Origin of the sequence: Pseudomonas edaphica, assembly GCF_005863185.1 — a bacterium.
Classification (GTDB): Bacteria; Pseudomonadota; Gammaproteobacteria; order Pseudomonadales; family Pseudomonadaceae; genus Aquipseudomonas; species Aquipseudomonas edaphica.
This window is the reverse complement of record NZ_VBVZ01000045.1, coordinates 1-19,145: the sequence shown is the minus strand read 5'-3', so window position 1 is coordinate 19,145 and position 19,145 is coordinate 1. Positions and strand designations below refer to the sequence as shown.

The window sequence follows — 19,145 nt, the reverse complement described above, 5'->3', positions numbered from 1 at the left end:
ATCAGTCCGCAGTGGAACCTGATCACCCGCTGGCAGTATGACTATGCCCGCAACCGTACCCTGGAAGCCTTCGGTGGTTTCGAGTACGACAACTGCTGCTGGAAACTGCGCGTCATCAACCGTTACTGGGTTTCCAACGACGAATACAGCCAGATCGCCCCGCTTAACGAAAAGGGTGACCACGGGCTCTTCTTCCAGATCGTCCTCAAAGGACTCGGCGGCCTGACCGGCGCCAAGGTAGAGAGCTTCCTCGACAAAGGCATTGAAGGTTATCGTGAACGTGAAGACCAAGCTTTCTGATTGCTTGCGCCCGCTAGTGCTGGGCGCGCTGTTCCTGGGGGCCGCATCGGCACACGCTGCGGTTCAACAGCTGGACAAGGTAGTGGCCATCGTCGATAACGACGTGATCATGCAGAGCCAACTCGACCAACGGGTCAAGGAAGTTCAGCAAACCATCGCCAAGCGTGGCGGCGGCGTACCGCCTACCAGCGTGCTGGACCCACAGGTACTTGAGCGCCTGATCGTCGAAAACCTGCAACTGCAGATCGGCGAGCGCTCCGGCATCCGTATTTCGGACGAAGAACTGAACCAGGCCGTCGGCACCATCGCTCAGCGCAATAACATGAGCATTGACCAGTTCAAGGCTGCCCTGGCCCACGATGGTTTGTCTTATGAAGACGCCCGTGACCAGATCAAGCGTGAAATGATCATCAGCCGTGTGCGTCAGCGCCGTGTAGCGGAGCGCGTTCAGGTGTCTGAGCAGGAAGTGAAGAACTTCCTGGCCTCGGACCTCGGCAAGATGCAGCTCTCCGAAGAACTGCACCTGGCCAATATCCTGGTTCCAACCCCAGACAGCGCCAGCTCCGAGCAGCTCAATGCCGCTGCGGCGAAAACCCAGGCTATCTATGATCGCCTGAAAGCCGGTGCTGACTTTGCCCAGACGGCCATTGCCATGTCCGGCAGCGACAACGCCCTGGACGGCGGTGACATGGGCTGGCGTAAAGCCGCGCAACTGCCACCTCCGTTCGACCGTGAGCTGAGCGCCATGAATGTGGGTGAAATCACCCAGCCAGCGCGTACGCCAGGCGGCTTCATCATCCTCAAGTTGCTCGGCAAACGCGGCGGCGAGACCTCGCTGAAAGACGAAGTGCATGTTCGTCACATCCTGGTCAAACCAAGCGAAATCCGTACCGAGGCGCAAACCAAGGAGCTGGCCCAGAAGATCTATGACCGCATCGAAGGCGGTGAAGACTTCGCCACCCTGGCCAAGAGCTTCTCGGAAGACCCGGGTTCCGCCCTCAACGGTGGCGACCTGAACTGGATCGACCCGAAAGCGCTGGTGCCGGAGTTCCAGGACGTCATGGCCAAGACCCCGCAAGGCGTTCTGTCCAAGCCGTTCAAGACCCAATATGGCTGGCACGTCCTGGAAGTCCTTGGCCGCCGCGCCACCGACAACACCACCCAGGCCCGCGAACAACAAGCCCTGACCGTGCTGCGTAACCGCAAGTACGACGAAGAGCTGCAAACCTGGTTGCGTCAGATCCGTGACGAAGCCTACGTAGAGAACAAGCTGCCAGGCGCCGAGCAAACAGGCACCGACCAGGCAGCACAGTGAAACCCCAGCGTTTCGCGGTAACACCCGGCGAGCCGGCCGGCATTGGTCCAGACCTGTGCCTGCTGCTCGCCTCGCACCCTCAGCCACACCCCCTGATTGCCATTACCAGTCGCGACCTGCTCCTTGAGCGGGCCGCGCAGCTGGGTGTGGCTGTCACCTTGCTGGACGTGGCGCCGGGCAACTGGCCCGACCTACCCGCCCCGGCCGGTAGCCTGTATGTGTGGGACACCCCGCTGGCAGCCAAGGTGGTTGCCGGGCGACTGAACAAGGCCAATGCCGCGTTTGTGCTGGAAACCCTGACACGCGCAGGCCAAGGCTGCATCGACGGCGACTTCGCCGGTATGATCACCGCCCCGGTGCACAAGGGCGTGATCAACGAGTCCGGCATTGCCTTTTCCGGCCATACCGAATTCCTCGCCGAACTGACCCATACCGAACAAGTGGTGATGATGCTGGCCACTCGCGGCCTTCGGGTAGCGCTGGTGACCACGCACTTGCCGTTGCGCGATATCGCCGACGCCATCACTGCCGAGCGCGTGGAGCGCGTTACACGCATCCTGCACGCCGACCTGCAACAGAAATTCGGCATTGCCCAACCACGCATCCTGGTTTGTGGGCTCAACCCGCATGCCGGTGAAGGCGGTCATTTGGGCCATGAAGAAATCGACATCATTGAACCGACATTAGAGCGTCTGCGCCAAGAAGGCATGGACCTGCGCGGCCCATTGCCTGCAGACACTCTGTTTACCCCCAAATATCTGGAGCACTGCGACGCAGTGCTGGCGATGTACCACGACCAAGGGCTGCCCGTGCTGAAGTACAAAGGCTTCGGCGCCGCAGTCAACGTGACACTGGGCCTGCCGATCATCCGCACCTCCGTCGACCATGGCACTGCCCTGGACCTGGCGGGCAGCGGCAAGATCGATACCGGCAGCCTGCACGTGGCCCTGGAAACCGCCTATCAGATGGCCGAGACCCGTATATGACTGAGCATTACCAACACCGGGCGCGCAAGCGCTTCGGGCAAAACTTCCTGCACGACGCTGGCGTGATCGACCGTATTCTGCGTTCCATCCATGCCAAGCCAGAAGACCGCTTGCTGGAAATCGGCCCGGGCCAGGGCGCATTGACCCAAGGCCTGCTCAACAGTGGCGGCCAGTTGGACGTGGTGGAGTTGGACAAGGACCTGATCCCGATCCTCAACCAGCAATTCGCCGGTATGCCCAACTTCAACCTGCACCAGGGCGATGCGCTGAAGTTTGACTTCAACAGCCTCAACGCCGCGCCCAACAGCCTGCGGGTGGTCGGCAACCTGCCGTACAACATCTCTACGCCGCTGATTTTTCACCTGCTGAACAATGCCGGGATCATCCGCGACATGCACTTCATGCTGCAAAAAGAAGTGGTTGAGCGTTTGGCCGCAGGCCCAGGCGGTGGTGATTGGGGCCGTCTGTCGATCATGGTTCAGTACCATTGCCGCGTAGAGCACCTGTTCAACGTCGGCCCTGGCGCCTTCAACCCGCCGCCGAAGGTCGACTCGGCCATCGTGCGCCTGGTGCCGCACGCGGTGCTGCCGCATCCGGCCAAGGACCACAAGTTGCTGGAGCGCGTGGTACGTGAAGCGTTCAACCAACGCCGCAAGACCCTGCGCAACACGCTCAAGGCGCTGCTGAGCAACGCCGAGATCGAAGCAGCCGGTGTCGACGGTGGCCTGCGCCCCGAGCAACTGGACCTGGCCGCGTTTGTGCGTCTGGCTGATCAGCTTGCGATCCAGCCTGCGCCGACCGTGGAATAAGCTGTAACTCGATACAACTGTGGGAGCGGGCTTGCCCGCGATGGCGGTGCATCAGTGACACATTCAGTGACTGACACACTGCATTCGCGAGTAAGCCCGCCCCCACAGTTGCTCCGCGTTATACCGATAGCGCTTGCCGCCTGCCCGACACATGTCTGGCCTAGTGCCCCGCTCATGGCCTAGACTGATCCGCATCTGCTGTCCTCCGCTTTTGCTCTTAAGGCCTCTTGCATGTCCGATCCTCGCTACCAGATCGACGTCAGCGTCGTCACCCGCTTCCTCGCGGACCAATCGCAACCTGAACACGACCGTTATGCCTTCGCCTACACCATCACGGTGAAGAACAACGGGCAGGTGCCGGCCAAACTGCTGTCGCGCCACTGGGTAATTACCGATGGCGACGGCCAGGTCGAGGAAGTGCGTGGTGCCGGCGTGGTTGGCCAGCAGCCGTTGATCGACATCGGCGCCAGCCATACTTACAGCAGCGGCACGGTGATGACCTCCAAAGTCGGCACCATGCAGGGCTCGTATCAGATGAAAGCCACCGACGGAAAACTGTTCGACGCCATCATCGCGCCGTTTCGCCTCGCAGTGCCCGGAGCCCTGCACTGATGACGACGTACGCAGTCGGTGACCTGCAAGGCTGCCTGGAACCCCTCAAATGCCTGCTGGAGCGCGTAGCCTTCAACCCGGCGAGCGACCGCTTGTGGCTGGTCGGCGACCTGGTCAATCGCGGCCCCGAGTCCCTGGAGACCCTGCGCTTTCTTTATAAGATGCGCGATTCATTGGTGTGCGTGCTGGGCAACCATGACCTGCACCTGCTGGCGGCCGGCAATAACATCGAACGCCTGAAAAAAGGCGACACCCTGCGCGAGATCCTGGAAGCGCCGGACAGGACTGAATTACTGGACTGGCTGCGCCGCCAAAAGCTCATGCATTACGACGAAGGCCGCAACATGGCCTTGGTGCATGCCGGCATCCCGCCCCAATGGACGCTGAAGAAAGCCCTCAAGGGCGCCGCCGAAGTCGAAAGCGCCCTGGCCGATGACAACCTGTACACCGCCTACCTCGACGGCATGTACGGCAACGAGCCGGTCAAGTGGGACAATGACCTCACCGGCGTGGCCCGCCTGCGCGTGATCACCAACTACTTCACACGCATGCGCTTCTGCACCGCCGAAGGCAAGCTGGACCTCAAGAGCAAGGAAGGCGCCGACACTGCGCTGCCCGGTTATAAGCCATGGTTTGCCCACAAGGAACGCAAGACCCGTGACATGAAGATCATCTTCGGTCACTGGGCGGCCCTGGAAGGCAAATGCGAAGAACCTGGCGTGTTCGCCCTCGACACCGGTTGCGTGTGGGGCGGCGCCATGACCCTGATGAACATCGACACCGGCGAGCGCCTGAGCTGCCAGTGTGAACCTCCCCCTTCTGTAACACTGCCGGGCGCCAAGCCCTAGGAGCCCGCCATGAGCGAATTCAAACGTATCCCTCCCGAACAAGCCCAGGCCCTGCGCGAGCAAGGCGCCGTGGTGGTCGACATCCGCGACCAGCCGACCTATGCAGCAGGCCACATCAGCGGCGCGCAGCATCTGGACAACCACAACATCCAAGACTTCATCCGTGCCGCCGACCTCGATGCACCGGTGATCGTGGCCTGCTACCACGGCAATTCCAGCCAGAGCGCAGCGGCCTATCTGATCAGCCAGGGCTTCTCCGACGTCTATAGCCTGGACGGTGGCTTCGAGCTGTGGCGTACGACCTATCCTGCAGAAATTGCCTCCGACAATTCGCAATAATTTTTTTCACACCCCGCCACCCCGCGTGACGCTTGGGCTTGCGCCGTTTCTGACGAACGGCGCAGCCAAACTAATTGCGCATCGCGCCTTGACCTCCCGGATTCCGAACTATCCTTAAGCGCAGGCCATCCGAATCAGGGGAGAGCCGGTACACCGGCGTGCGGGTCATCGGTAGCGTTTCAGGGTGTTCTGGGGGGAAAACAGCCAGTGGCGATCGCCAATGGCTGCCAGCATCGACTGATTGATCCGGCGTCGGCTCCACGTATCGAGCGAGGTGACGACGTCATGAGTATCTTTAGCCACTTCCAACAACGCTTCGAGTCCACCCAGCAGGAAGAACTCACCCTGCAGGAGTATCTCGAGCTGTGCAAAAAGGACCGCAGCACCTACGCATCTGCCGCCGAACGCCTGCTGCTGGCGATTGGTGAGCCGGAGCTGGTAGACACCTCGAACAATTCGCGCCTGTCGCGAATATTCTCCAACAAGGTGATCCGGCGCTACCCGGCCTTTGAAGACTTCCACGGCATGGAAGAATGCATCGACCAGATCGTCTCCTACTTCCGCCACGCCGCCCAAGGCCTGGAAGAGAAGAAACAGATCCTCTACCTGCTCGGCCCGGTCGGCGGCGGTAAGTCGTCCCTGGCGGAAAAGCTCAAACAACTGATCGAGAAGGTGCCCTTCTACGCCATCAAGGGCTCGCCGGTGTTCGAGTCGCCTTTGGGGTTGTTCAACGCCACGGAAGATGGCGCGATCCTCGAAGAAGACTTCGGCATCCCACGCCGCTACCTCAATACCATCATGTCGCCGTGGGCCACCAAACGGCTGTCGGAGTTTGGCGGCGACATCAGCCAGTTCCGCGTGGTGAAACTCTACCCGTCGATCCTCAACCAGATCGGCGTGGCCAAGACCGAGCCAGGTGACGAGAACAACCAGGACATCTCGGCGCTGGTGGGCAAGGTCGATATCCGCAAACTCGAGGAATTCCCACAGAACGACGCCGACGCCTACAGCTACTCGGGCGCACTGTGCCGGGCCAACCAGGGCCTGATGGAGTTCGTGGAAATGTTCAAAGCGCCGATCAAGGTGCTGCACCCACTGCTTACCGCCACCCAGGAAGGCAACTACAACAGTACCGAAGGCCTGGGCGCGATTCCGTTCACCGGGATCCTGCTGGCTCACTCCAACGAATCGGAATGGCATACCTTCCGCAACAACAAGAACAACGAAGCCTTCATCGACCGGATCTACATCGTCAAGGTGCCGTACTGCCTGCGGGTCAGTGATGAAATCAAGATTTACGACAAGCTGCTGTTCAACAGCTCCCTGGCCAAGGCGCATTGCGCGCCTGACACCCTGAAGATGCTTGCGCAATTCACCGTGCTCTCGCGCCTCAAGGAGCCGGAAAACTCGAACATCTACTCGAAAATGCGCGTGTACGACGGCGAAAACCTCAAGGACACCGACCCCAAAGCCAAGTCGATCCAGGAATATCGCGACACGGCGGGCGTGGATGAGGGCATGAACGGCCTTTCCACCCGTTTCGCGTTCAAGATCCTCTCCAAGGTCTTTAACTTCGACCCGCACGAGATCGCCGCCAACCCGGTGCATCTGCTCTATGTGCTGGAACAGCAGATCGAACAGGAGCAATTCCAGGCCGAAACCCGCGAACGCTACCTGCGCTTCCTCAAGGAATACCTGGCGCCGCGCTACATCGAGTTCATCGGCAAGGAAATCCAGACTGCATACCTGGAGTCCTACAGCGAGTACGGCCAGAACATCTTTGACCGCTACGTGCTGTACGCCGACTTCTGGATTCAGGACCAGGAATACCGCGACCCGGAAACCGGCGAGATCCTCAACCGCGTGGCCCTCAACGAGGAACTGGAGAAGATCGAAAAACCGGCCGGCATCAGCAATCCGAAGGATTTCCGCAACGAAATCGTCAACTTCGTGCTGCGCGCCCGTGCCAACAACAACGGCAAGAACCCTACCTGGCTCAGCTACGAGAAGCTGCGGGTGGTCATCGAGAAAAAAATGTTCTCCAACACCGAGGACCTGCTGCCGGTTATCAGCTTCAACGCCAAGGCCAGCAAGGAGGACCAGCAAAAACACAACGACTTTGTTACGCGCATGGTCGAACGCGGCTACACCGACAAACAGGTACGCCTGCTTTCCGAGTGGTACCTGCGGGTGCGTAAATCACAGTAAGGCAGCGACAGGCGCGTGCTGCCGGGCTTCTGGCCCGGCAGCCGACCGCTTGTCTCTAAGCTTCCAGCTCGCGGCTTGAAGCTTGTAACGTGAAGCTGCCCGGAGGGCTCCCCATGAGCTATGTGATCGACCGACGCCTCAATGGCAAGAACAAGAGCACGGTAAACCGTCAGCGTTTCCTGCGGCGTTACCGTGACCACATTAAAAAGGCCGTTGAAGAGGCCGTCAGCCGCCGCTCCATTACTGACATGGAGCATGGCGAGCAAATCAGCATTCCTGGACGCGACATCGACGAACCGGTGCTGCACCACGGCCGGGGCGGCAAACAGACCGTCGTGCACCCCGGCAACAAGGAATTCACCACCGGCGAGCATATCCAGCGCCCCCAAGGCGGTGGTGGCGGTAAAGGCCCCGGCAAAGCCGGCAATTCCGGCGAGGGCATGGACGAGTTCGTGTTCCAGATCACCCAGGAAGAATTCCTGGAATTCATGTTTGAAGACCTGGAATTGCCCAACCTGGTCAAACGCAACCTGACCGGCACCGACACCTTCAAGACCGTGCGCGCAGGGATTAGTAACGAGGGCAACCCGTCCCGCATCAATATCATTCGCACGCTGCGCTCGGCCCATGCACGGCGTATCGCCTTGTCCGGTAGCAGCCGCGCCAAACTGAAGGAAGCCAAGGAAGAACTGGCGCGTTTAAAGCGCGAAGAACCGGATAACTTCGGCGATATCCAGCAAATCGAGGCGGAAATCGAGAAACTCAGCGCGCGCATTCACCGCGTGCCGTTTCTCGACACCTTCGACCTGAAATACAACTTGCTGGTCAAGCAACCCAACCCCAGCTCCAAGGCGGTGATGTTCTGCCTGATGGACGTGTCCGGCTCCATGACCCAGGCCACCAAGGACATTGCCAAGCGCTTTTTCATCCTGCTGTACCTGTTCCTGAAGCGTAACTACGACAAGATCGACGTGGTGTTCATCCGCCATCACACCAGCGCCCGGGAAGTGAACGAAGAAGAGTTCTTCTACTCGCGGGAAACCGGCGGCACCATTGTGTCCAGCGCCTTGAAGCTGATGCAGGAGATCATGGCCGAGCGCTACCCTGCCAATGAGTGGAACATCTACGCCGCGCAAGCCTCCGACGGCGATAACTGGAACGATGACTCGCCGATCTGCCGCGATATCCTGATCAACCAGATCATGCCGTTCGTGCAGTACTACACCTACGTTGAAATTACCCCTCGTGAGCACCAGGCACTGTGGTTCGAATACGAGCGCATCGGCGAAGCCTTTGCCGATACGTTCGCCCAGCAGCAACTGGTCTCGGCCGGCGATATCTACCCGGTCTTCCGTGAACTCTTCCAGCGCAGGTTAGTGACATGACCGCCAAAAAAGAGCATAAGCGCCAACCCATTTCCACCGGCTCCGAGTGGACCTTTGAACTGATCCAGGCCTATGACCGGGAAATCAGCCGCATCGCGGCGGGTTATGCCCTGGACACTTACCCCAACCAGATCGAAGTGATCACCGCCGAGCAGATGATGGATGCCTACGCCTCGGTCGGCATGCCCTTGGGCTACCACCATTGGTCCTATGGCAAACACTTCCTCAGCACCGAGAAGTCCTACACCCGTGGGCAGATGGGCCTGGCCTACGAGATCGTGATCAACTCCGACCCGTGCATCGCCTACCTGATGGAAGAAAACACCATCTGCATGCAGGCGCTGGTGGTGGCCCACGCGTGCTACGGGCATAACAGTTTTTTCAAGGGCAACTACCTGTTCCGCACCTGGACCGATGCCAGCTCGATCATCGATTACCTGGTGTTCGCCAAGCAGTACATCATGCAATGCGAGGAACGCCATGGCATCGATGCGGTAGAGGACTTGCTCGACTCTTGCCACGCGCTGATGAACTACGGCGTCGACCGTTACAAACGCCCGTATCCGATTTCCGCCGAGGAAGAACGCCTGCGCCAGAAGGAGCGTGAGGAGCACCTGCAAAAGCAGATCAACGACCTGTGGCGCACGATTCCTAAAAAGGCCGGCAAAAACAGCGACAAGGACAATGCTCGCTTCCCCGCCGAACCTCAGGAAAACATCCTGTATTTCCTGGAAAAACACGCGCCGTTGCTGGAGCCGTGGCAGCGAGAAATCGTGCGCATTGTGCGCAAGATCGCCCAGTATTTTTATCCACAGCGCCAAACCCAGGTGATGAACGAAGGCTGGGCAACGTTCTGGCACTACACCTTGATGAATGACCTGTACGACGAAGGCCTGGTCACCGACGGTTTCATGATGGAGTTCCTCACCTCCCATACCAGCGTGGTGTTCCAGCCCGGTTTTGACAGCCCGTATTACAGCGGCATCAACCCCTACGCGCTGGGCTTTGCCATGTACCGCGACATCCGGCGCATGTGTGAACACCCCACCGAAGAAGACCGCCGCTGGTTCCCGGAAATCGCCGGCAGCGACTGGTTGTCGACCATCAAGTTCGCCATGAGCAGCTTCAAGGATGAGAGTTTCATCCTGCAGTACCTGTCACCTCAGGTGATTCGCGACCTGAAGCTGTTCAGCATTCTCGATGACGACCTCAAGGATGATCTGGTGGTGCCTGCCATCCACGATGAGCCCGGCTACCGCACCATCCGTGAAACCCTGGCAGCGCAGTACAACCTGGGCAACCGTGAGCCAAACGTGCAGATCTACAGCATTGATGTGCGCGGCGACCGTTCGCTGACCTTGCGTCACCAGCAGCACGACCGCAAACCTTTGGGCGAGTCCACCGAGGAAGTGCTCAAACACCTGCACCGGCTGTGGGGCTTCGACATTCACCTGGAAACCCTGCAGGGCGATCAGGTGATGAAAACCCACCACGTGCCGCCACGCACCGACCACAACGATAACGACTACGGCCGCCTGGACCTGGCCGTCGTACATCTCTGAAACAGCAAAGCCTCCATTGGTCCGGCTCAGGCGGTATCCTGTGCCGCTAATGGAGGCTTTTTCATGAAAATCTACACAGTCGGCGGTGCGGTGCGTGATCGCCTGCTCGGCCTCAAGGTCACCGATATCGACCGCGTCGTGGTCGGTGCGACCACTGAAGAAATGCTCGCTAAAGGCTACAAGCCAGTCGGTGCTGACTTCCCGGTATTCCTGGACCCAAAGAACGGCGACGAATACGCCCTCGCCCGCACCGAACGCAAGAGTGGCCGGGGTTATGGCGGCTTTGTGTTTCACGCAAGCCCCGAGGTCACGCTGGAAGAAGACCTGATTCGCCGTGACCTGACCATCAACGCCATGGCCGAGGATGATGACGGCAACCTGACCGATCCCTATGGCGGCCAGAGCGATCTTAAAGCACGGATTCTGCGTCACGTTTCTCCCGCGTTCGCCGAAGATCCCCTGCGAGTGCTGCGTGTTGCACGCTTTGCTGCGCGTTACGCTCACTTGAGTTTTACCGTCGCCCCGCAAACCCTGGAACTGATGCGCCAACTCAGCGAGTCCGGCGAACTGCAAGCCTTGACCCCGGAGCGCAGTTGGAAAGAAATTTCCAGGGCGCTGATGGAGGATCAGCCGCAGGTGTTTATTCAGGTACTGCGCGACTGCAACGCGCTGAAAACCCTGATGCCCGAAGTGAATGCACTGTTTGGCGTGCCACAACCCGAGGCCCATCACCCGGAAATCGACACCGGCATCCATACCCTTAGCGTGCTCGAGCAAGCCGCCTTGCATCAGCAGCCGCTGACCGTGCGCTGGGCCTGCCTGCTGCACGACCTGGGCAAAGGCCTGACGCCTGTGGATAAGTTGCCGCAGCATATTGCCCACGAACACACGGGCTTGAAGCTGATCAAGGCGGTCAATGAACGCTTCAAGGTGCCGAAGGATTGCCAGGAACTGGCCCTGCTGGTCGGCCAATACCACACCCACGGCCACCGTGCGCTGGAGCTGAAAGCCTCGACGCTGCTGGAGTTGCTGCAAAGTTTTGACGTGTATCGCCGGCCGCAGCGCTTTGAAGAGTTTGTGGTGAGTTGCGAAATGGACGCCCGGGGCCGCAAGGGCCTGGAGCAGAGAAGTTATCCACAGGCGGATTATTTACGCGGCGCAGCCAAGGCCGCCCGCGAAGTACCGGTGGCGCCCTTGCTGGAGAAAGGTTTCAAAGGCCCGGAGCTGGGCGAGGCGCTCAAGCGTGAGCGGCTTAAGGTGCTCAAGGCCTACAAAGAGCAATACAACCTGTAGTCGTTACTCTTTGTGGCAGACGGGTTTGCATCAATGCCATTCAGTTAAGCGCAAAACGTGTGGAAGCGGGCTTGCCCGCGAAGACGTCGGCACAGTAAACATTGATGCTGACTGACCCACCGCTTTCGCGGGCAAGCCCGCTCCCACAGTTGAATCCGGTCAAGCCAGGCGCATCGGCGGCTACAGTAGATCCGCCGGGGTCAACTGCTGGCCCCGCCATTCAAACGCAACTGGCGCCAGCACCTGGTCGATCTGCGCATCGCGCCATAACTCGGCCATGGTCTTATCGACTTCAGGGTGGACACGATCGGGCGCCATCAACGACAACGGCCACAGCACAAAAGCATTCTTCAGGATCTCTGCGCGGGGCAGGATCAAACCATCGAAATTCCCCACCAGGTCACCGTACAGCAGCACGTCGATATCCAACGGCAGCCCTTTGCGGTCCGGGGCATAACGACCATTGTCAGCCTCGATGAATTTCAACCGACGATCCAGCTCCATCAACGGCAGGTCGGTATACGCCGACACAACAAGGTTGAAGAATGGCCCGCTCTTGATGCCCACCGGCTGGCTTTCAAACACCGCGGAGCAGCGTACATCGGTCAAGAAACTCGCCAACGCGTCCAAGCCGGCACACAGGTGCGGCTCGCGCTCGATATTGCTGCCAAGGCCAAGGTAAACCTGAGTTAGCGACATCCGCGCTCGATCTCCACGCCCACGCCTTTGGCAGCCGGTACGGCGCCGGGCTTGGTCAATTTGAGGTGCAGCCAGGGAATCTGGAATTCGTTCATCAGCACTTCGGCCAACCGCTCGGCAAAGGTTTCCACCAACTGGTATTGGGATTGCTCGGCAAAGGCCTGGATACGCGTGGACACACTGGCGTAATCCAGCGCCAGGGTCAGGTCGTCACCGGCAGCCGCCGGGCGATTGTCCCAGGCGAAGCTAAGGTCCAGGCGCAGGCATTGCTTGATGCCGCGCTCCCAGTCGTAGGCCCCGATTACGGTGTCGACTTCCAGGCCTTCGATAAACACTCTGTCCAAGCTCTTCTCCGCAGCACGACAAGGGCGCATTGCCCCGGTTAGAATCAGGGCGTCCTCGCCCGGAATAGTTAGCATGTTTTGGTTACTGGCGATTCTCGCCTACCTGCTCGGCTCGCTGTCCTTCGCCATTTTGCTCAGCCGCCTGACGGGAAATCCCGACCCGCGAATGAGTGGCTCAGGCAATGCCGGCGCCACCAATATGTTGCGCCTGGCCGGCAAGAAACTCGCCGTACTGACGCTGCTGGGTGACCTCTGCAAGGGCTTGTTGCCCGTACTGATCGCCAGCTTCGCCGGTCTTACCTTGCAACAGCAGGCCTGGGTGGGCGTGTGCGCCGTCCTGGGCCATCTGTTTCCGCTGTACTTCCGTTTTCGCGGCGGCAAAGGCGTCGCGACCGCGGCCGGCATGCTGCTGGGGGTTTACCCTCCGGCAGCGCTGCTGGCCGTGCTGGCCTGGCTGCTGACGTTCTACCTGACCCGCACCAGCTCGCTGGCCGCACTGATCGCCACGCCACTCACCCTGCCGCTGCTCGCCTGGCAGGCACCGGCGGCGTTGCTGCCGATGAGCGTACTGACACTGCTGATCGTGTGGCGCCACCGCGGCAATTTACGCGACCTGTTTGCCGGGCGCGAACGGCATTTTTAAATACCGTTGATGAGCCCCGCGCAAGCCAAGCCACTTAAAGCGGTGAAAGCTGCTCCATCGGCCAGCGTGCCTGCACGCTGATCGCCAGGCTTTCGTGCTGCCCGGCCTGCAAGCGCTGGCAACCGGCGTAGGCAATCATTGCGCCGTTGTCGGTGCAAAACTCAGGGCGCGCGTAGAACACGTCACCCTTCATGTCGCCGAGCATTTTTTCCAGCGAGGTACGCAGCGCCTTGTTGGCGCTGACGCCGCCTGCGATCACCAGACGCTGCATGCCCGCCTGTTTCAGGGCGCGCTTGCACTTGATGGTCAAAGTCTCCACCACGGCCTGCTGGAACGCCAGCGCGATGTCGCAACGGGCTTGTTCACTGTCGTCCCCGGCGCTGACGCTTTGCTGCCAGGTGTTCAGTGCGGAGGTTTTCAAGCCGCTGAAACTGAACATCAGGCCTGGGCGGTCGCACATCGGGCGCGGGAAGGTGTAGCGGCCCGGCACACCTTTTTCGGCCAGCCGCGCGATTTCCGGGCCACCGGGATAATTGAGGCCCATCATCTTCGCGGTTTTGTCGAAAGCTTCGCCGGCGGCGTCGTCCAGCGACTCACCCAAAAGCGTGTATTGGCCGATTCCATCCACCTGAACCAACTGCGTGTGGCCACCGGAAACCAACAAAGCGACGAACGGGAACTGCGGTGGTGTTTTTTCCAGCATCGGTGCCAGTAAATGGCCTTCCATATGGTGCACGCCGAGGGCTGGAATACCCCAGGCAAATGCCAGCGCCTGGGCGCAAGAGGCCCCAACCAGAAGGGCTCCAACCAATCCTGGGCCTGCGGTATAGGCGATCGCGTCGATCTCGGTCGGCACGCAGCCGGCCTCGTCCAACACCTGGCGAATCAAGGGCAGCATGCGCTTGACGTGATCTCGGCTGGCCAGCTCCGGCACCACCCCGCCATAGGCGCGGTGCAGGTCGATCTGACTGAACAGTGCATCGGCCAAAAGCCCGCGTTCACTGTCGTAAAGTGCGACACCGGTTTCGTCGCAGGAGGTTTCAAGTCCCAGTACTAGCATGGGTTTGCGCCTTGTAGAGGCTGAATTCGAAGGCGCGCATAATAGTCGCCACTCCCCCTCCCGACTAGCGGTTTTCGATCAGAGGCTTTGCATTCCGGTCAATGAGGGGTTAACATCCGCAACCCTTAAAAACCGACGACCTCAGCCGCGAATTTTTTGCGACGAGAACGTTTATTCCCGGTAATGAAAGAAGGTAGCTCTGGATGCCAGCCGTCAAAGTAAAAGAGAACGAACCCTTCGACGTAGCTCTGCGTCGTTTCAAGCGCTCCTGCGAAAAAGCCGGTGTTCTGGCTGAAGTTCGTAGCCGCGAATTTTATGAGAAGCCAACTTCTGAGCGTAAGCGTAAAGCAGCAGCCGCTGTTAAGCGTCACGCCAAGAAAGTTCAGCGCGAACAGCGCCGCGCCGTTCGTCTGTACTAATACACAGACTTACGTAGCAAGCTTCTGCCAAGCCCGGCCCTCAGCCGGGCTGTTGGCATTTGCGGATATCGCTTGATGCTTCACCGTCGACGCCGCACACGCGACCGAGACACTGCTTCACACGTCAGGACTGGCTCTTCTGCCAGCGGTGCGCGTCTCTTCTGACGAGCCTAACAAGGCTACTGACGAGCACACCCCTTTTTCTTGCAACACAGATTCTACAAACAGACGATCGACTGTGTCGGCTGTGCCCATCAAGGCTTTTCCGAGGCTGCCATTGGCCAACACCGGACGTCAGGGCAACATTTCCAAGCCGAAGACTGATACAAACTAACGTCAGTGAATGCTCGGCAGATACACTCCCCATGCAAACGATAGATGTTCGAGCACTCGATACGTGCGCTTGATCACTTCACGGGCCCTCATTTACACGCAGTGATGACGAGAACGCCATGGCCGGGCTGATTCCCCAGAGTTTTATTGACGACCTTCTTAACCGCACCGACATCGTCGATGTTGTCAGCTCGCGCGTGCAAATGAAGAAGGCCGGCAAGAACTACACCGCCTGCTGCCCGTTCCACAAAGAAAAAACCCCGTCATTCAGCGTCAGCCCCGACAAGCAGTTCTACTACTGCTTCGGTTGCGGCGCGGGCGGCAATGCCCTCGGCTTTATCATGGACCACGACAACCTGGACTTCCCCCAGGCTGTCGAGGAACTGGCCAAAGCCGCCGGCATGGAAATCCCCCGCGAAGAAGGTGGCCGCTCGCACAAACCGCGTCAACCCACTGATTCGCCGCTGTACCCGCTGCTGACGGCCGCTGCCGACTTCTACCGTCAGGCGCTTAAAAGCCATCCGCAGCGCAAGGCCGCCGTCGAGTACCTCAAGGGTCGCGGCCTCACCGGTGAGATCGCCCGGGATTTTGGCCTGGGCTTCGCCCCGCCGGGCTGGGACAACCTGTACAAGCATCTGAGCAGCGATACGCTGCAGCAGAAGGCCATGATCGATGCCGGTCTACTCGTGGAAAACGCCGAGACCGGCAAGCGCTATGACCGCTTCCGCGACCGCGTGATGTTTCCGATCCGCGACAGCCGTGGCCGCATCATCGCTTTTGGTGGCCGGGTGCTCGGGGACGACAAGCCTAAATACCTGAACTCCCCGGAAACGCCGGTATTTCACAAGGGCCAGGAACTCTACGGCCTGTTTGAAGCGCGCAAAAACAATCGCAACCTCGATGAAATCATCGTGGTGGAAGGCTACATGGACGTCATTGCCCTGGCGCAGCAAGGCCTGCGCAATGCCGTCGCTACCCTGGGCACCGCCACCAGCGAAGAGCACATGAAGCGCCTCTTTCGCGTGGTGCCCAGCGTGCTGTTCTGTTTTGACGGCGACCAGGCCGGCCGTAACGCCGCCTGGCGTGCGCTCGAAGCCACGCTGTCGAGCCTGCAGGACGGGCGCCGCGCGCGCTTTCTGTTCCTGCCCGAAGGCGAAGACCCGGACACCCTGGTGCGCTCCGAAGGCACCGACGCCTTCCGCGCCCGCATCAATCAACACGCACAGCCGCTGGCGGACTATTTCTTCCAGCAGTTAACCGAAGAAGCCGACCCGCGCTCCCTCGAAGGCAAGGCCCACATGGCCACCCTCGCAGCGCCGCTGATCGACAAAGTGCCAGGCGCCAACCTGAAGTCACTGATGCGCATGCGCCTGCTGGAAATCACCGGCCTGAGTGGCGAGGCCGTCAGCCAGCTGGTGCATAGCGCACCGCAGGAAGCCCCACCGGCCTACGACCCAGGCATGGATTACGACGCCATGCCGGACTATTCCGACTTCCACCAACCGCAGGAGGCCTATGCGCCCCAGCAGGAGTGGACACCGAAGAAACCCGGCGCCGGCGGTAAAAAATGGGACAAGAAACCCTGGAACAAGAACGGCAAACGCGGTGACCGCGACGAGGCATACGCGCCGCGAACTCCTGTCGCCGTCGAAGCTCCAACGCTCATTGCGCTGCGAACACTTATTCACCACCCGCAATTGGCAAAAAAAGTTGAGAGCGCCGATCACTTTGCCAACGAGAGCAACACGTATGCTCAGGTACTGATCGCCTTGATTGAGGCGGTACAGAAAAATCCTAAGCTAAACTCAATTCAATTGATGGCTCGTTGGCACGGCACCGAACAAGGACGCTTGCTTAAAGCACTGGCGGAAAAGGAGTGGCTAATTGACGGCGACAACCTTGAACAACAGTTTTTAGACACCATTACTAGGTTATCCGCAGGTCAGCACACGCAGACCCTGGATGAGCTGATCAAGCGTGCAAGGCAGCCGGGATTGTCGGCTGAAGAGCAAATTCAGATAGCAAAACAGATGCGCGACCTCTTAAAACAGAATGTTTGTACATCTAACCCGACCTCAGCTGGCGTGTGAGGTCATAGCTCGGGTATAATCCTCGGCTTGTTTTTTGCCCGCCAAGACCTTCAGTGGATAGGGTGTTATGTCCGGAAAAGCGCAACAACAGTCTCGTATTAAAGAGTTGATCACCCTTGGTCGTGAGCAGAAATATCTGACTTACGCAGAGGTCAACGATCACCTGCCTGAGGATATTTCAGATCCTGAGCAGGTGGAAGACATCATCCGCATGATTAATGACATGGGGATCCCCGTACACGAGAGTGCTCCGGATGCGGACGCCCTTATGTTGGCCGACTCCGATACCGACGAGGCAGCTGCTGAAGAAGCGGCTGCTGCGCTGGCAGCGGTGGAGACCGACATCGGTCGTACGACTGACCCTGTGCGCATGTATATGCGTGAAATGGGTACCGTCGAGCTGCTGACACGTGAAGGCGAAATCGAAATCGCCAAACGTATTGAAGAGGGTATCCGTGAAGTGATGGGCGCAATCGCGCACTTCCCTGGCACGGTTGACCACATTCTCTCCGAGTACACTCGCGTCACCACCGAAGGTGGCCGCCTGTCTGACGTTCTGAGCGGCTACATCGACCCGGACGACGGCATTGCGCCGCCTGCCGCCGAAGTACCGCCGCCCGTCGATGCGAAAGCCGCGAAGGCTGACGACGACACCGAAGACGACGATGCTGAAGCCAGCAGCGACGACGAAGATGAAGTTGAAAGCGGCCCGGACCCGATCATCGCAGCCCAGCGTTTCGGTGCGGTTTCCGATCAAATGGAAATCACCCGCAAGGCCCTGAAAAAGCACGGTCGCTCCAACAAGCTGGCGATTGCCGAGCTCGTGGCCCTGGCTGAGCTGTTCATGCCGATCAAGCTGGTACCGAAGCAATTCGAAGGCTTGGTTGAGCGTGTTCGCAGCGCCCTTGAACGTCTGCGTGCGCAAGAACGCGCAATCATGCAGCTGTGTGTACGTGATGCACGTATGCCGCGGGCTGACTTCCTGCGCCAGTTCCCGGGCAACGAAGTAGACGAAAGCTGGACCGACGCACTGGCCAAAGGCAAGGCGAAATACGCCGAAGCCATTGGTCGCCTGCAGCCGGACATCATCCGTTGCCAGCAGAAGCTGACCGCGCTTGAGACCGAAACCGGTCTGACGATTGCTGAAATCAAAGACATCAACCGTCGCATGTCGATCGGTGAGGCCAAGGCCCGCCGCGCGAAGAAAGAGATGGTTGAAGCGAACTTGCGTCTGGTGATCTCGATCGCCAAGAAGTACACCAACCGTGGTCTGCAATTCCTCGATCTGATCCAGGAAGGCAACATCGGCTTGATGAAAGCGGTGGACAAGTTCGAATACCGTCGCGGCTACAAGTTCTCGACTTATGCCACCTGGTGGATCCGTCAGGCGATCACTCGCTCGATCGCCGACCAGGCTCGCACCATCCGTATTCCGGTGCATATGATCGAGACGATCAACAAGCTCAACCGTATTTCCCGGCAGATGTTGCAGGAAATGGGTCGCGAACCGACCCCGGAAGAGCTGGGCGAACGCATGGAAATGCCTGAGGATAAAATCCGCAAGGTATTGAAGATCGCTAAAGAGCCGATCTCCATGGAAACGCCGATTGGTGATGACGAAGACTCCCACCTGGGTGACTTCATCGAAGACTCGACCATGCAGTCGCCAATCGATGTCGCCACTGTTGAGAGCCTTAAAGAAGCGACTCGCGACGTACTGTCCGGCCTCACTGCCCGTGAAGCCAAGGTACTGCGCATGCGTTTCGGCATCGACATGAATACCGACCACACCCTTGAGGAAGTCGGTAAGCAGTTTGACGTGACCCGCGAGCGGATCCGTCAGATCGAAGCCAAGGCACTGCGCAAGTTGCGCCACCCGACGCGAAGCGAGCATCTGCGC

General features: G+C 59.4%; 17 protein-coding genes and 1 pseudogene. 15 read left to right on the top strand and 3 right to left on the bottom strand.

The features are described 5' to 3' along the window. The 11 genes and pseudogenes from FEM54_RS05005 to FEM54_RS04955 all read left to right on the top strand — a co-directional run. A pseudogene (locus FEM54_RS05005) lies at positions 1–300 on the top strand (LPS-assembly protein LptD); the annotation flags it as partial. Then, positions 275–1,615, top strand: coding sequence for a peptidylprolyl isomerase (locus FEM54_RS05000; RefSeq protein WP_017138064.1), 1,341 nt, complete (start codon positions 275–277; stop codon positions 1,613–1,615). The pseudogene FEM54_RS05005 and the gene FEM54_RS05000, both read left to right, overlap by 26 nt. Beyond that, the gene (pdxA, locus tag FEM54_RS04995; RefSeq protein WP_099550420.1) at positions 1,612–2,601 is read left to right on the top strand and encodes a 4-hydroxythreonine-4-phosphate dehydrogenase PdxA; all 990 of its coding nucleotides are present in this window, start codon (positions 1,612–1,614) and stop codon (positions 2,599–2,601) included. The genes FEM54_RS05000 and pdxA overlap by 4 nt, the downstream gene beginning before the upstream one ends. Continuing rightward, on the top strand, positions 2,598–3,410 hold the full coding sequence (rsmA, locus tag FEM54_RS04990) for a 16S rRNA (adenine(1518)-N(6)/adenine(1519)-N(6))-dimethyltransferase RsmA (protein ID WP_056857851.1): 813 nt from the start codon (positions 2,598–2,600) through the stop codon (positions 3,408–3,410). Before pdxA ends, rsmA begins: the two co-directional genes overlap by 4 nt. A gap of 231 nt (positions 3,411–3,641) precedes the next feature. After that, positions 3,642–4,022, top strand: coding sequence for a Co2+/Mg2+ efflux protein ApaG (gene apaG / locus FEM54_RS04985; protein ID WP_017138061.1), 381 nt, complete (start codon positions 3,642–3,644; stop codon positions 4,020–4,022). After that, a complete protein-coding gene (locus FEM54_RS04980; RefSeq protein ID WP_099550419.1) occupies positions 4,022–4,870 on the top strand; it encodes a symmetrical bis(5'-nucleosyl)-tetraphosphatase in 849 nt (282 codons plus the stop codon). Before apaG ends, FEM54_RS04980 begins: the two co-directional genes overlap by 1 nt. A gap of 9 nt (positions 4,871–4,879) precedes the next feature. Then, positions 4,880–5,209: a thiosulfate sulfurtransferase GlpE gene (gene glpE, locus FEM54_RS04975; protein ID WP_017138059.1), complete on the top strand. Its 330-nt coding sequence runs from the start codon at positions 4,880–4,882 to the stop codon at positions 5,207–5,209. Positions 5,210–5,494: 285 nt separating this feature from the next. After that, the gene (locus FEM54_RS04970) at positions 5,495–7,417 is read left to right on the top strand and encodes a PrkA family serine protein kinase (protein ID WP_026013778.1); all 1,923 of its coding nucleotides are present in this window, start codon (positions 5,495–5,497) and stop codon (positions 7,415–7,417) included. A 113-nt stretch (positions 7,418–7,530) separates the two neighbouring features. Beyond that, positions 7,531–8,802, top strand: coding sequence for a YeaH/YhbH family protein (locus FEM54_RS04965; RefSeq protein WP_138449761.1), 1,272 nt, complete (start codon positions 7,531–7,533; stop codon positions 8,800–8,802). Beyond that, on the top strand, positions 8,799–10,364 hold the full coding sequence (locus FEM54_RS04960) for a SpoVR family protein (RefSeq protein WP_017138056.1): 1,566 nt from the start codon (positions 8,799–8,801) through the stop codon (positions 10,362–10,364). The genes FEM54_RS04965 and FEM54_RS04960 overlap by 4 nt, the downstream gene beginning before the upstream one ends. Before the next feature lie 63 nt (positions 10,365–10,427). Then, positions 10,428–11,657 carry a multifunctional CCA addition/repair protein gene (locus FEM54_RS04955; RefSeq protein WP_138449759.1) on the top strand — a complete coding sequence of 410 codons (1,230 nt, stop codon included), beginning with the start codon at positions 10,428–10,430 and terminating at the stop codon, positions 11,655–11,657. Between the two features lie 180 nt (positions 11,658–11,837). On the opposite strand, the gene folK is transcribed toward FEM54_RS04955, so the two are convergent. Together folK and folB are read right to left on the bottom strand one after the other, a co-directional pair. Further along, positions 11,838–12,356 (bottom strand): 2-amino-4-hydroxy-6-hydroxymethyldihydropteridine diphosphokinase, encoded by a 519-nt coding sequence (gene folK / locus FEM54_RS04945; protein ID WP_138449758.1) that lies wholly within the window; start codon positions 12,354–12,356, stop codon positions 11,838–11,840. After that, positions 12,347–12,700: a dihydroneopterin aldolase gene (gene folB, locus FEM54_RS04940; protein ID WP_017138053.1), complete on the bottom strand. Its 354-nt coding sequence runs from the start codon at positions 12,698–12,700 to the stop codon at positions 12,347–12,349. The genes folK and folB overlap by 10 nt, the downstream gene beginning before the upstream one ends. Before the next feature lie 73 nt (positions 12,701–12,773). Between folB and plsY the strand changes: the two genes are divergently transcribed. Beyond that, positions 12,774–13,343 carry a glycerol-3-phosphate 1-O-acyltransferase PlsY gene (gene plsY, locus FEM54_RS04935; protein ID WP_056857845.1) on the top strand — a complete coding sequence of 190 codons (570 nt, stop codon included), beginning with the start codon at positions 12,774–12,776 and terminating at the stop codon, positions 13,341–13,343. A 34-nt stretch (positions 13,344–13,377) separates the two neighbouring features. On the opposite strand, the gene tsaD is transcribed toward plsY, so the two are convergent. After that, a complete protein-coding gene (gene tsaD, locus FEM54_RS04930; RefSeq protein ID WP_017138051.1) occupies positions 13,378–14,403 on the bottom strand; it encodes a tRNA (adenosine(37)-N6)-threonylcarbamoyltransferase complex transferase subunit TsaD in 1,026 nt (341 codons plus the stop codon). A gap of 203 nt (positions 14,404–14,606) precedes the next feature. On the opposite strand from tsaD, the gene rpsU reads away from it, so the two are divergent. The 3 genes from rpsU to rpoD all read left to right on the top strand — a co-directional run. Beyond that, the gene (rpsU, locus tag FEM54_RS04925) at positions 14,607–14,822 is read left to right on the top strand and encodes a 30S ribosomal protein S21 (RefSeq protein WP_002551877.1); all 216 of its coding nucleotides are present in this window, start codon (positions 14,607–14,609) and stop codon (positions 14,820–14,822) included. Positions 14,823–15,274: 452 nt separating this feature from the next. After that, complete coding sequence (gene dnaG / locus FEM54_RS04920) at positions 15,275–17,245, top strand: DNA primase (RefSeq protein WP_138449756.1); 1,971 nt, start codon at positions 15,275–15,277, stop codon at positions 17,243–17,245. A gap of 67 nt (positions 17,246–17,312) precedes the next feature. Beyond that, on the top strand, positions 17,313–19,145 hold a 1,833-nt coding region (gene rpoD / locus FEM54_RS04915; protein WP_138449754.1), incomplete at its 3' end, for an RNA polymerase sigma factor RpoD.